The organism is Pseudomonas sp. HMSC063H08, assembly GCF_001813645.1.
In the GTDB taxonomy this organism is placed as follows: domain Bacteria; phylum Pseudomonadota; class Gammaproteobacteria; order Pseudomonadales; family Pseudomonadaceae; genus Pseudomonas; species Pseudomonas aeruginosa.
The window spans coordinates 26,841-40,055 of record NZ_KV813465.1 but is presented as its reverse complement, the minus strand read 5'-3'; the positions used below and the strand labels follow the sequence as shown (position 1 = coordinate 40,055).

13 protein-coding genes and 1 pseudogene are annotated in these 13,215 nt (G+C 66.0%); all 14 read right to left on the bottom strand.

Annotation, left to right across the window (positions count from 1 at the left end; genetic code table 11):
- A pseudogene (locus HMPREF2924_RS17195) lies at positions 1-1,376 on the bottom strand (DEAD/DEAH box helicase); the annotation flags it as partial.
- 99 nt (positions 1,377-1,475) lie between these two features.
- Positions 1,476-1,781, bottom strand: a complete 306-nt coding sequence (locus tag HMPREF2924_RS17190) for a hypothetical protein (RefSeq protein WP_016851994.1) — start codon at positions 1,779-1,781, stop codon at positions 1,476-1,478.
- 101 nt (positions 1,782-1,882) lie between these two features.
- Positions 1,883-2,992, bottom strand: coding sequence for a DUF6094 domain-containing protein (locus HMPREF2924_RS17185; protein WP_023101511.1), 1,110 nt, complete (start codon positions 2,990-2,992; stop codon positions 1,883-1,885).
- Between the two features lie 65 nt (positions 2,993-3,057).
- Positions 3,058-3,708 (bottom strand): hypothetical protein, encoded by a 651-nt coding sequence (locus HMPREF2924_RS17180; RefSeq protein WP_003141029.1) that lies wholly within the window; start codon positions 3,706-3,708, stop codon positions 3,058-3,060.
- An 84-nt stretch (positions 3,709-3,792) separates the two neighbouring features.
- Positions 3,793-4,158 carry a hypothetical protein gene (locus HMPREF2924_RS17175; protein ID WP_013982123.1) on the bottom strand — a complete coding sequence of 122 codons (366 nt, stop codon included), beginning with the start codon at positions 4,156-4,158 and terminating at the stop codon, positions 3,793-3,795.
- 89 nt (positions 4,159-4,247) lie between these two features.
- Entirely contained in the window at positions 4,248-4,859 is a 612-nt protein-coding gene (locus HMPREF2924_RS17170; RefSeq protein ID WP_023101512.1) for a DUF3275 family protein, read from the bottom strand.
- 55 nt (positions 4,860-4,914) lie between these two features.
- Entirely contained in the window at positions 4,915-5,466 is a 552-nt protein-coding gene (locus HMPREF2924_RS17165; RefSeq protein WP_010792166.1) for an STY4534 family ICE replication protein, read from the bottom strand.
- Positions 5,467-5,810: 344 nt separating this feature from the next.
- Positions 5,811-6,176: a DUF3085 domain-containing protein gene (locus tag HMPREF2924_RS17160; protein WP_010792167.1), complete on the bottom strand. Its 366-nt coding sequence runs from the start codon at positions 6,174-6,176 to the stop codon at positions 5,811-5,813.
- A gap of 65 nt (positions 6,177-6,241) precedes the next feature.
- Positions 6,242-7,039 (bottom strand): hypothetical protein, encoded by a 798-nt coding sequence (locus HMPREF2924_RS17155; protein ID WP_023083178.1) that lies wholly within the window; start codon positions 7,037-7,039, stop codon positions 6,242-6,244.
- Positions 7,040-7,378: 339 nt separating this feature from the next.
- A complete protein-coding gene (gene ltrA, locus HMPREF2924_RS17150; protein ID WP_031632014.1) occupies positions 7,379-8,749 on the bottom strand; it encodes a group II intron reverse transcriptase/maturase in 1,371 nt (456 codons plus the stop codon).
- A gap of 420 nt (positions 8,750-9,169) precedes the next feature.
- A complete protein-coding gene (locus HMPREF2924_RS17145) occupies positions 9,170-9,886 on the bottom strand; it encodes a DUF5983 family protein (protein WP_016446172.1) in 717 nt (238 codons plus the stop codon).
- A 250-nt stretch (positions 9,887-10,136) separates the two neighbouring features.
- Positions 10,137-10,529: a hypothetical protein gene (locus tag HMPREF2924_RS17140; RefSeq protein ID WP_003141051.1), complete on the bottom strand. Its 393-nt coding sequence runs from the start codon at positions 10,527-10,529 to the stop codon at positions 10,137-10,139.
- A 25-nt stretch (positions 10,530-10,554) separates the two neighbouring features.
- On the bottom strand, positions 10,555-10,797 hold the full coding sequence (locus HMPREF2924_RS17135) for a hypothetical protein (protein WP_023101514.1): 243 nt from the start codon (positions 10,795-10,797) through the stop codon (positions 10,555-10,557).
- A gap of 782 nt (positions 10,798-11,579) precedes the next feature.
- Positions 11,580-13,215, bottom strand: a 1,636-nt coding sequence (locus HMPREF2924_RS17130) for a DNA topoisomerase III (RefSeq protein WP_070700588.1), incomplete at its 5' end; no start/stop codon positions are given.

The following is a 13,215-nucleotide window of genomic DNA, read 5'->3' as shown; positions in this document are numbered from 1 at the left end:
TTGGTGCCCTTGGCCGTCTTGTGCGCCGTGCCAGTGCTCTCGGAATAGATGTCCTTCAAGACACCGTGATCGCGCATGAACGCCATCGCGGCCGACGTCATGCTGCCGCTCTTCGTCGGCCGGTAGCCGTCTTCGATCATCCGCCCCGGCAGGGCTCGGAACAGCAGGTGGAACAGGTCGTCGCCGTAGCCGCCCATCAGCGTGCCGGTGAGCAGCAGCGTCTTGCGCGCCTTGGCCGACAACACCCCCATGGCCTGGCCCTGTGCGGAACCGCCGTTCTTGTACTCATGCGCCTCGTCGGCGATGAGCAGGTCGAACGTGCCTTGGGGAAGCTGCCTCTTGATGAACTCGGACGGCTGGTAGCCGCCCTCGCCGAAGCCGAACTCCATGTTGGCCATCGCACGTTCCATGCGATGGGCTTGCCGGTCCGAGAAGACCAGCTCGCCGTTGCCATCCATCAGGTTGATGAACTCGTGGATGTTGTCCCCGAGCATCGACGCGAGGAAGGCGTCACCGAACTTTTGCATCAGCTTCTGCGCGGTGACTTCCCCGATGGTTGGAATACGCTTCAGTGCCTTGAGCACGGTCGAGGACTGGTCGCTGGCGGACAGGCCTCTCGGACGGATCAACGACCACAGCGGTGCACGGCAGTGGCTGCACTTGCGGCGGGACTCCTCGGCTTCGAGTTCGACCGGGTTGATCGGCTCGCCGTCGAGGTCGGTGATGACATGCCCGCAATCTGGGCAGGCCCCCACGTCGCCGTGAGGCGTGCGCCGGCGAACGAAGACAGGTTTCCAGTGGAACCCCATCCGCATCCGCACGCGGCCCAGGACGAAGAACTCCTGGCCCTGCGCCGGCACGCCCAACTGCTCGCGCAGTTTCAGCAGCTTGACCAGCGTGTCCGGGCCATTGAGCACCCAGACCTTGGCGCCGGCCACCGTCTCCTGGATTTCGCGCCGCCACTTGTAGACCAGGTGCGGCGGAGACAGAACCAAGGTACGGCGGTAGCCTTCGGCATTGAGTACGGCGGCGGTGGCAATACCCACCGTCGTCTTGCCGCAGCCCATCTCGCCATTGACGATCGCGGCGCGTTCGCCACGATCGACCAACAGCTCGGTGACGGCATGGACCACATCGGCTTGCGCCGGGAACAGCTTGCGCTTGAGCGCGGCGAGGATCAGTTGCCGATGCACCCGCACCTGGCCGGTGTAGACCGGAGGATTGGCGCGGTTGAGCGAATCGAGCAGTTCGTCGCCGAACTCCGATACGAAGTCCTGCAGGCTGAGCGTGAGGGGTGAAGCGGCCGCTTCGAGCAGGTCGCCCTGCACAGGCGCGTCATCAGCGGTAGAGGGAACGGTTTCGAGAACGATGGACATGGTGATGCTCCAAAGAAATGGGGCATGTACCTCCCCCACGGGGCGGTGACATGCCCCGGGGTGGGAAGAATGAAGCGGCGCGAGACCGCTGGATGCGGATCAGTATTCGCTGGGCAGCAGCAGCGTCGTGACGCTGCGATCCCATTCGGTGATGATCCAGAGCTTCAGGTCGCGCGTGACCTGGTAGGACGAGAACAGACGATCCTCGCCGGACTTCAGCGCGGCGTCGTTCTGCCGCCGATCGCTGTCGCTCAGGTCGCCCCATTCGCCATGAAGATGGCGGCGCAGGTACGGCGTGGGGTTGAGCCGGCCTTGTCGGACCAGCTCGTCGACGCCGGCGGTCATGACCACCTGCCCGGGCGAAAAGCGTGCTTGGGACGCGAGGTTGAGGACTGCGAGTGCCATGGTGGTATCTCCTTCTGGAAGATGGGGCCACGGCACCCCATCGGGGCAACGTGACCCCGGTGGGTGGATGAAAGCGACGGTGAACCGTCAGGGAACAGCGATCAGCGGATAGTCAGCACTTCGCCCCACGTGGGCGAGCCCAGCGTCAAGTCCCATGCACGAATGACCGGCACGAACTTGTCGGTGAGGATGCGCGTCTCGGCCACGGAGCCGTCGTCGCGCTCGGTGTACTCCGTCTGGAGGGTCTTCTCCTTGTGGGTATCACCTTTGACGACGAGCACGCGCCCGCTCTTGGACGTCACCACGCCGGAGATCGCGCCTGCGGCCAAGGCCAGGGCGAGATGCCAGTGCGACAAGGCCCGCGCGGGCGGACGCAGCGATTGCTGCGCGGCGCCCAGGTGGGTATCGAGCGCCGGCCAGAGTCCTTGCAGCCGGCCGACTTCATCGGCGAACTGCTCGGGCTCCATCGTCACGCGATAGAAGTGCTCCGGCTCGGCCGGGCTGGCAGGGACGGTGTACGGCAGGAACGGCCATTCGAGCGGCAGCTCCTCGGCTTCGGCGTCGCCCTGTCCGATCTGCAGCAGCAGACCGCGGGTGGCCTTGACCGAATCCGATGCCTGGTCGCGTTGACGAATCCTGCGACCGAAGATCACCACCTGCTTGAACTGCGTTTCGACCGCACGGTAGATGCGCAGGTCGGCAAAGTGGCGCGTCAGCCATCCGACCAGCTCGGCGTCGAGCACGTAGGACGGCACGACGAAGATCAGCACGCCGCCGTACTGCAGCAGCGGCAGCGCGCGCTGATAGAACAGCTTTTCCAGCCGCGCACGGCCCTGGCCCTGATAGCCGATGTTGCCGTTCACGTCCTTGCTCAGGTCGCCATACGGCGGGTTCAGCCACAACAGCCCGAAGGACTGGCGCGAGATCAGCATGTCCATCAAGTCGCCGTGGATGCAGCGATCGACCAGTTGCCGTGCGTGACGGGCCCGCTCGGCGTCGTACTCGACGGCGAAGGCCTGGACCTGCTCGCGCCCGAGGGCGTGGGCCGCTTCGGCAATCGCCACGCCTTCGCCGGCGCAGGGATCGAGGATGGACATGGAGCCGGGAGACGGCGCCAGTGCGGACAAGGCCCGCTCCAGCGTCGGCTCGTCGGTGGGGAAGTAGCCGTTACGGATGAAATTGCGCGCCAGGCGCGGAAACATGAGTGCCATGGATTTCTCCTGATGATGGATGAGGGAAGGCGGGCACGCGCGGCGCGCATGCCCGTGGGGATGGCTCACGCCACACGCCGAAGCGGTGCGTTCGCGGCCAGTTCGTACTGCGTGGCACCGAGGGTGCCGTTGCGGATCAGCTCGCCCAGCGCCTTCGTCAGTGCCGGGACATCGAGGGCCAGCCGATGGCCTTCCAGCGGCCCGAGGGCCAAGGGAAGACCGGTCAGCATCCGCCGTGTCTGCAACAGCTCCAGCACGGTGTCGCGCCAGTGGTCGAGCAGTGGCAGCGGGCAGGTGTCCTGCACCAGCGTCCACAGCCGGTCGAGCCGGTGAGCGGAATCCCTGGGCAGAAGCGCCAGCGCGCTGGCGTTGGCCTTGTCTGGCTTCACGCAGCGACGATCGAACAGCCACACATTCGTCAGCGAACCGAACAGCGTTCGCCGATAGGCGCGGGTGATGCGCTTTTCCAGGTTCTCGACGTTGCCGACGAAGACCGGGATGGATGCGCCCTGCTCGGTGATGACGTGGAACTGATCCAGTCCCTGTTCATCCCGGCCGAGGGTCAGGCGGGCGAGGAACTCCTGAACGGCGGTGTCGCGCGCCCAGATCGAGAGAAAGACGAGATTGCCCTGCTCGTCACCGACGCAACCGTCGGCCATGAGGTCGGGGCATTCGTCGATGCGGTACAGCGGTTTCGCGGAAGAAGGTGCAGGCATGGTGATGTCCTCTTGGAAAAGAAGGAGCAACCACAGCCCGCGGGGCCGTGCTCGCCCCGGTTGGGTGAAGGAAGATGCGTGCCGCTAGACAGCGCGTCCCGCGTGAAAGCGGTGAACCCGCTCGCGCCACTCGGAGCTTTGCACCGGCGCCATGTCGAGATAGCGCAGCGGGCACGAGTAGTAGTACGGATGCACGGACTCATCGAGGGACTTGTAGCCCCAATCGCCGCCCGAGCTTTCCAGCAGATGGCAGCCGATGTAGCAGACGGACTCACCGGCCGCGAGGCCCATGACGCCCGCCTGCCTGGCGGTGACGCGAACCACGGTCCACAGAACGTCGCCGTCCAGTGTGTGGTCGATGACTTCGCAGCAAGCGCGTTCGGACGCCTGCGGAGCGAGCAGCTCGCGGATCAACTGATCGCGCGTCTGACGAACGAAGGTCCAGCCCATGAGGGTCTCCTTGAAGCAAAGGCCGGAGCCCTCCCCGTCGGGGGAGAACCCCGGCGGGTGGCGGAATGCCGCGTAAGGCGGCGGATGGATCAGGCAGCTTTGAGGTGCCAGTCCTGGGACAACGGAGCGAACTCGTAGCCGAGCTTGTCGAGACGGTCGCGCTGCTGACGCAGCACACGACGATCCACGGTCGCATCGAGCTTCACGGTCTCGCCCAGGGGCCACAAGGCACCAAACAGCACCGCGTCGTCTGCCTCGGCCGAGGCCGCAGCGGACACGGGAGCCAATTCGCTGCCGAACGGCGTGGTATCGACCAGGGGATCACGCGGACTGCGCGACTTCGCCTTCGGCTTGGCCGGGGGCGTTGCCGGCGCGGGCGTCTGCGCTTCCTCGTCGATCGGATCGACTTCCTGCGGACTCAGCCGGCGGGCCTCGTCGCGGCTCAGGGCGTCGATGTTGGACAGTGTCATCCCGCCCAGATGGGCGCGGATCTCGATGACCATGCGGCCGTTGGCGTTGTACGTGGAGGGGCGAATCTCGACGATGACGAAATCACCGTCGTACTTGCCCTCGCGGTACTGATCGAGTTCGGCGTTCTTCACGACGAACTCGCCGATCGAGGTCGCCAGGCGGCCGACGTTGAAGTCGCCGTTCCTGCCGTGGATGGTCTTGATGGCCAGTTGGCCGGGGATGGTGATCATGAAGGTCTCCTGCTGACGAAGAGAAGACAAGGCCCCGGGGATGGGGCCTTGCGGATCAGAACGACTCGGCAACGGCCAATGCGGGGGCATCGGCAGCGTCGTCGGCAGCATCGGCGACGGGCCTGGAAGGCTCCGGTGCCGAGGCTTGCTGCGCGGCGGGCGCGTCGGACGTCACAGGGACTTCCGGGTCGCGCTCGTCGGTCTCGGTCGGCTTGGGTTCGGCCTTGTAGACGAGCTTGCCGTCGACCTTGATCCAACTGACGAACAGCAGACGGGCCTTGAGGCTCACACCCTGCTCGCCGGCACGCTTCCCCTTGGAGTAGGTGAAGGTGTCGGTCCACAGGTCGCCCAAGCGGAAGCCGATCATCACCTTCTTCTCGGCGTCGACCGCCTGAATGCAGCGGCGCACCAGGTGCTGCGCTTCCGATCCCGATACGCGCGTGTCGAAACGCACATACGAGACGTCGTCGCTGGGACCGTTCAGAGCCGCGATGTCGCAGGCCAGGAACGCATCGCCCTTCTTGGGCTTCACTTCGCGGATGCGATTGAGATACCCGAGGCCGGTGATGTGCAGATCGAAGTAGGACTTTTCGGTGGAAGTGGTCATGGTGAATCTCCTGGGAACAATGAGGCGGAGACACACCCGACCCAAGGCGGGGAAGGTGTGGAACCCCCGCGTGGGTTGATGGAACAGCTTGGAGGCATCGCCATCGAGAACCGATGGCCGTTCGCGCATGGATGCCGGTGCGAACTGGAGTGATCAACGCGGTCGGAACCGCGTCGCAGCCTTGAAGATCGTGGCTGCCTGGGCATGTCGCTGACGGACGTCAGCGGAACATGGCCGGAAGCGTGGCGCCAGGACGGCGCGCAGGCGAGCGGCAATCGGCACTCGCGGCTGTCCGCATTGCCGGGAAGAAAGAGGCCCCCGGAGCGGGGGCCAGGGATGGGCGGTCAGTTACCGCTGGGCGTGGGAGGAACCGCCTGCAGCGATAGGTGTGTCGCGGAGGCGGACACGTCGAGGTCGTCCTCGCTGCGCAGGATGCGCGCAAACACGCCCTCCTGCGGATCGAAGAACTCGCCGAAGTCGTCGCCACCGAACTCGGCGCGCGCCAGCTCCCACCAGTCATCGAAGGCATCGACATCCGGGTTGCAGCCAGCGGCATAGGCGATGGTCTTCTGGCGACCATCGGGTCGGCGCTCGCCGCACTCGGCCAGGAAGTACACGCCCTGATCCTTGACCAGGATGACGCGGCATTGATTCGCCACCGCTTCGGCGAGCACGGGCCGCAGCTCCGTGCCTTTGAATCGAACAGTCATGGGTGTGATCTCCAGGGGGCAGGAAAAGAGGCTTCCCGCCGCGAGGGCGGGAAGCTGCTGTGAGATCAGTGCCGGATAGCCTTACGACACGACAGGCACTGCACGCGGATGCGCCGCCAACTCCCGTCGTCGATCAGCCGTTCCAGCGTCTCGCCGAGGGTGTCGAAGAACACCTCATCGACCCGTTCGACCAGCTCGCCGTCGCGGTGCAGCTCCACCGCGTAGAGGTCGAGGCCACGCTCATACAGCACGGTGACGCGACCCTGGAACTTCTTCGTGGCGACGGTGAAGCCGATGGCCGGCGGCGTGCGGATGATGTCGGCGGGCAGCGGATCGACCCAGGTGATGTCCCGCGCGCCGGCATCCACCAGCATGTGGGTGACGCGCCGGAAACCGTCGGGAGCGGGCAACTGCTCCAGTTGGTCGACCAGTTCCTGCAGCTCGGGGCAGCGCGGCTCGGGGATCGGCAGCTTCGCCGGTGCGGCCCCGAGCACGAACCGCTTCACCGTGTAGGGCTGGCCGTCGGCGGTGAACTCGGTCTGCTCCTCGGGCGTGTCCGCCCGCTGACCGTCGAAGCGGCGTCTGACATAGGGTTCGACCTGCACCTTGGCGCCCTCGTCGGGCACTTCGGTCACGAGCGTGCGATCGAGCACCGCGAACTCGGCTCGTCCCGTCTTGACGACGATGGCCTCGTCGGTGGTGGCGATGACCTTGCCCTCGAAAGGCTTCGGGTCGATGTGAAAGCCCAGCGTCGAAACCTTGGGCTGGCCGTCGAAGATGTTGAATTTGAACGAACGGACGTTGGAAGGCACATGACCGACAACGAGCGTCGGCATCTGTGCGCGGATGGCTTGGGTATCCATGGGGAGACTCCTTGTGGCAACCAAGGGACTCCCGCCCGCAAGGGAGGTCTGTCCCTTGAGGGTGAGGTGGATGGACGCGGGTGCGCCCGGAGAACGAAGCAACCAGCACGGCGAACCGCGCCGCAGTCTTGAAGGTCTCGACTGCCTGGGCATGCTGCCGGCAACGCCAGCGAACATGCGGCCAGCGTGCGGCACATGGCGGCGACCGTCCGTTGGGAATCGGCAATGCGCCGGCACCGCGTTCCGCGAATCGGGATAGGGGCGGTCAGCTTATCTGACCGTTCCCCTCCCACACCACCCGGCATGCGGGTCCGCACCGGGCGGTTCGAGTTGTTGAGGTTATGAGAGCCGAGGCACGCCGAGTCGGTCGAAGTAGGCGATCGGCATTACTCGGTTCAGCGCGAAGCGGCTGTTACGCCACCACCTGCGGCTGTTCGTTGCAATCCGATAGGCGTCGGTATCCGACGCACCCATCGCTTTCAATTCCCGATACATCGTCGTGCCTCGCCGCCAGTGCTTGAGCTGCACGGCACGCAGCCGGTGTCTGATCCACTCGTCGAGTTCGCGGAACACCTTGGGTGTCTGCGCAAGCTGGAAGTAGGCCTTCCAACCGGGCATGTAGGCCCGCAGCCGTTCGGCGATCTCGGACAGGTTGCGCCCGCCCGAGCGACGTGTGAGTTGCCGGATACGTTGCCTGAAGGTCGCCAGGGCCTTTCGGGCCACAGCACACTTGATCCGGTCACCCGCACTGCGCCACAGCTCGTAGCCCAGAAACTTGCGACCGGTCGCAGGCGCTACCGCCGTCTTGACCTCGTTGACCTTCAGATGGAGTCGTTCGTAGAGCTTCGTCAGGCCCGCCAGCACCCGTTCGCCCACCCGGCGGCTGCGCACATATACGTTGCAGTCGTCCGCGTAACGAACAAAGCGGTGGCCCCGTCGCTCCAGTTCCCGATCCACCTCGTCGAGCAGCACGTTGGCCAAGAGCGGCGACAGCGGTCCGCCTTGCGGCGTCCCCTCGTAGCGCGCCATGACCACGCCGCCATCCATGATCCCGGCCACAAGGTAACGACGGATCAGCCGTAGCACGGCCTTGTCGTCGATTCGCCTCGCCAGGCGTTCCATCAGGATGTCGTGATTGACCCGGTCGAAGAACCTCTCCAGATCCACATCGACCACCACCCGGTAACCGTCCTGCACGTAGCGCTGTGCATCGAGCACCGCGTCGTGCGCACGGCGTCCCGGACGAAAGCCGTAGCTGTGTTCGGAGAACGTCGGATCAATGATGCGCTGCAAGACTTGCAGCAGGGCTTGCTGGATCAGCCGATCCGTCACCGTCGGAATCCCCAGTTCGCGCACCCCGCCTTCGGGCTTCGGGATCTGGACGCGGCGCACCGGCAGGGGCCGGTAGTTGCCATCCAGCAAGGATTCCCGAATCCGGGGCCAGTGCGTTCTCAGGTGCTCCGCCGTCTCGGCGATCGACAACCCATCCACCCCAGCACTGCCGCGATTGGATTTGACGCGTTTCCACGCCGCCTCCATGTTCGCTTTCGCGAGCGCCTGCGCAAGCAGGCCGTCTCGCCCTGGGCTTCCGGTTGCATGCCGCGCCGTCCGTGCTTCATCACGCACTGCTTCGGGCTCGGCTTCACCTCGCCCTCCCGCGTTGCGCCCCGGTTCCCCAGGCTTCTGATGCACTGCACGTCCGAGCGACACGGCTTTCGGCCCTCCTACTCGTTCGGCCCTTCGCCCCAAACCAGCGGCTACTACGGCCTCTGCTGACTTCTCGCTCCGGCTCAACACCGTCGCCCTTTCAAGCACAAGGCGAGATCTCCCCAGGTAAGAACGCACTCCTTCGCTGCACAACCGCCGGATTTACGCCACTTCGCCTTGATCACGAGAGCTTCGCGGCTTCTTGCCCGCTCGCCCTGCTCGGCAGCGCCTTCTATCCGGTTCTTGTCCATCGGCTCGCAGCTTCGCTCCACGCTTCCTTCCCACGCTCGGTCGCCCTCACGCAGTTGCGCTTCGCTTCGTTCGCTGTGATCAACTTACGGCGGGACTTGCACCCGCAGGAGTGCGCCCATGCTGGGCGCACAAAAGAAGAGCCCCGACGTGGGGGCTCGAATGGGTTGCGGGTTACTCGTCGTCGTAGAGCGTCAGCCCGTCCAGCACTGGCGCGTCGGCATCGAACACCAACATGCGAACGTCGGCGAGCGCAGCCAGGTGCAACACTTCCACGAGGGACTCCGGCACGCCCTTGGCCCGGTGCTCCTGCCGCAGCTCTTCGGCGGTGATGCCCTCGACATGCTGCAGGTTCGCATCCGTCCAGGGCGTGGCGATCAGCTTCACGCCGACCGCCGGGCTGTAGGGAATGCGGAAGGCCACGAACAGAAAACCGCTCGGCGTGGCGATGTCCGCCAGTTCGGCGAGGAAGCGACCGGCCTCCTCGGTGATGTGCGCCGAACTGATTTCCCAGGCACGGCTGTAGAACCCGGTCTCGAAGCGCAGGCGGCGTACCACCTCGCGCGCGGCTTCCTCGGAGTAGGTATCGCCGACGTGCAGCGGCTGGCCGGCTTCTTCGGCCATGACGGCGTAGACGAGGTTTCGGGCGATACCGTGGCTGGGGCACTGCGCGTCCAGCTCGGGCGGCACGTTCTGGCCCTCGGTGATCAGCGCGAAGTCGTCGCAGAAGACGCAGGCATGGCGCTCGACCTGGCTGTCCGGCAGGTGCGACTGCGAGACGTGCAGCGGCAGGTAGCTCAGCGGGCAGTCGTCGTCGTAGGAAATCGCCAGCAGCCGCTGCACGGACAGGCCATCGTAGCCGCGGGCGAAGGGATTGTTGGAATGGGACATGGGATTCCTCCAGCAGAGGATGGCCGAGGCAATCCCCTGCCGGGGATTGAACCCCAGCGAGTGGATGAAGTGGCAACCGGTCAGCCGGCCGCGGCGTCGGGCCGCCCTGGTGGCGGGCGGTGCAGGTCAGTGGAAGATGGTGATTCGGGACATGGCCGCTCCTGCGAAAAGAAGGAGGGACATGGCCCCGAACGAGGACGCATGTCCCTCGTGGGGTGGGATGAAAAGACGGTGGGTTGCCAGGCGCGGCTCACCAGCCGTTGTAGTGCAGCGTGAGGTCAGCGATGACCTGGCGCCGTTCCAGATCGAGGCCGCCGAAGTCGGACAGCCCCTCGAAGCCGCAACGCTTGAGCATCGCGCCGCCCTCGCGGGAGTTGTAGAAGCTCACCATCGCGGACAGGAACATGCGTTGACCGCTGCTCAGCACGCCCAGGGCGTCGTTGAGCATCAGCATGTTGGGCCGCAGGTCCCACTTGGTGGTGGCACGCTGCAGACCTTCGCGTGTGCCGTCGCCGAACCACTCGTGGCCGGCGATCTGCGCGCCGCGCTTCCAGGCCTCGAAGAAGGCCTGCGGTGCAGCGTCGAAGTGCGCCTGTTCCAGCGCCATCTGATCGAGCACGTCTTCGGGTAAAGACAGATTCATGAGAGAACTCCTTGAAGGGTGGGAATCAGGGGTGAGCGCGCTGTGTCCAGGCATGGGTATCCAGGGCGCGCTGTGCTGCGAGGTGGGTCGGGAAATACTCGACGGACTCCCGCGATACCGGTCCTTCGTCGTCTTGTGTGCCGATGTAGTGGCCGGCCGCGCTGCGCAGCACCTGTAGCGGCAAACGCTTGCCGGTCCAGGTCAGCGCCAGCGCCAGCGCACCACTGCGCACTGCGGTTGCAGAGGAAGATGCGGAAGGTTCAGACATGCCGTGCTCCTTGGTGGGTCGGGGAGCACGCATCCCGCAGGGGATGGGGTTCCCCTCGGGTGGTTGAGAAAAGTGCATCGTCGCCAGGCCGGCGAGCGTCCGCGGTGGGCGATGCGAAGCGGACTGGATCGGTCGACGCGGCGAACCGCGTTGCAGTCTTGAAGACCGAGACTGCCAGGGCATGCCGCTGACGACTGTCAGCAACGCATGGCGTGAGGATGGGCGCGAAGCATGGCTGCCGTCGCAGGGAAAACCGAATCGCGGACGGCCCGCTTTAGGGCAATGGCCCGCGTCACGGGACAAGGCAAAGACCAGGGCGCCGAAGGCCACACGGGCCTTCGGCTGAAGAGAAAGGAAAACCACCTGTGGGCTGCGTCAGCGCAGGCCGTCGTCAAAGCCGTTCGCTGCGTCAGCAATCGCACCCGGCCCGTTTCGTGGCTGGGGCCGGAAACCTCTGGCGTGCATCCACACACAAAGGGAGCCCGTTGTTCCGCCGGCGGGCACCGGCACGGAATACCCTCGGCCCAAGTGGCCTCCTCACGGCTCGCGCGGCGGCAAGGCGTCAGGAAGCCCCTCGTGGCCGAGGCAAGGCACACCGATCAAGGGAATGGCGGCGGGCGCGATTCGTGGAGCAATGACCTTCTCGCCCCGTCGCCCGATGCCGGGCAGACGGGGCGCGCACACCGTTGCAGAAGGAGACGCGCGCTTTGGAGTCCCGCGCGGTGCGGGACGTTTGCCTCGCCGCCAGTGAAGTGGCCGGCGCGGCAGGGGAAAAGCGAGGATCAGGACGCCTTGGAGGCAGCGCGCCGCTTGCGCGGTGCGCTGCGCCGGCCCGTCGGGGACTCGATCGGCAGCGTGCCCTTGCAGTCCGGGTAGCGCGAGCAGGACCAGAACGCGCCGCTCTTGCCCGTGCGCTGCTGCATCGGTGTGCCGCACTGCGGGCAGGCCGGCGCCGGCGGCAGCTTGAGCGAGAGCGTTGCGCCGCGGTACTGCTGCACGAGCTGGCCGACCCACACGGACTGCTTCTCGATGAAGGTGTCCAGCGCCATCTGGCCGGCCTCGATCATGTCGAGTGCCTGCTCCCACACCGCCGTGGTGCCGGGGTCGGCGATGGCCGAGGGCACCGCGTCGATGAGCGTGAATGCCGCGTCGGAAGCGCGGACGGCGCGGCCTTTCTTGACCAGGTAGCCGCGACCGATCAGACCGTTGATGATGTTGGCGCGTGTCGCCTCGGTGCCGATGCCGGTGGTATCTCGCAGCTTCTGTTTCAGCCGCGGGTCGGTCACGAACTTGGCGACGGTCTTCATGGCCTTGATCAGCTCGCCCTGCGTGTAGGGTTTGGGCGGCAGCGTCTTCAGCGCCTTGAGATCCACCTTGCCGACCGGGCAGGACAGGCCCGCATGCAGCGCCGGCAGCACCTGGCTGCGCTGCGCATCCTCGCCGTCGGCATCGTCCGGCCCCGGCGTCGCCAGCACCTCGCGCCAGCCGGTGACGGCGATCTGCTTGCCCACGGCCGCCAGCGACTGACTGCCGCACGAGAACTGCGCTACCGTCCGGTCGAACTCATGGTGCGGGAGGAACTGCGCGAGGTAATGAGCGCGGATCAGCCGGTAGACGGCCAGTTCCTTCTCGTTCATGGCCGACAGGTTGGCGGGCTCCAGCGTCGGGATGATGCCGTGGTGAGCCGTCACCTTGCCGTCGTTCCAGGCGCGCGAACGCTGGTTGCGGTCGAGCTGGCCGATCAAGGGCCGCAGGCTGGGATCGGTGGCGAGCAGTGCATCGAGCACCGCCGGCACTTCCGCGAGCATGCTTTCGGGCAGGTATCCCGAGTCGCTGCGCGGATAGGTCGTCGCCTTGTGCGTCTCGTACAGCGTCTGCGCGATGTCCAGCGTCTCCTGCACGTCGAGGCCCAACTGCTTGGAGCACACCTCCTGCAGCGTGCCCAGGTCGAACGGCAGCGGCGGTGCCTCGCGCACGCGCTCGGTGTCCACCGACACGACCTGCGCATCGCGTGCGGCGCGAATGCAATCCGCAGCCTGCTGCGCCACCGGCTGCTGAAGGCAGCGACCCGCTGCATCGGTGCTGCCTTCGGGCGGTATCCAGCTCGCGGTGAAGGACCGGCCGGCATGGGATAGCAGCACGTCCACGGCCCAATACGGCACAGAGACGAAGCGCGCGATCTCGCGATCACGATCCACCACCAACTTCAGCGTCGGCGTCTGCACGCGCCCCACCGACAGCACGCCGGTGTAGCCGGCCTGCCGACCTAGAAGCGTAAACAGCCGGCTCAGGTTCATGCCGATCAGCCAGTCGGCACGCGAGCGGGCCAGGGCCGAGTAGTACAGCGGCAGCGTCTCGGCGGACGGCTTGAGCGCACCCAGCGCCTTGCGGATCGACGCATCGTTGAGCGCCGACAGC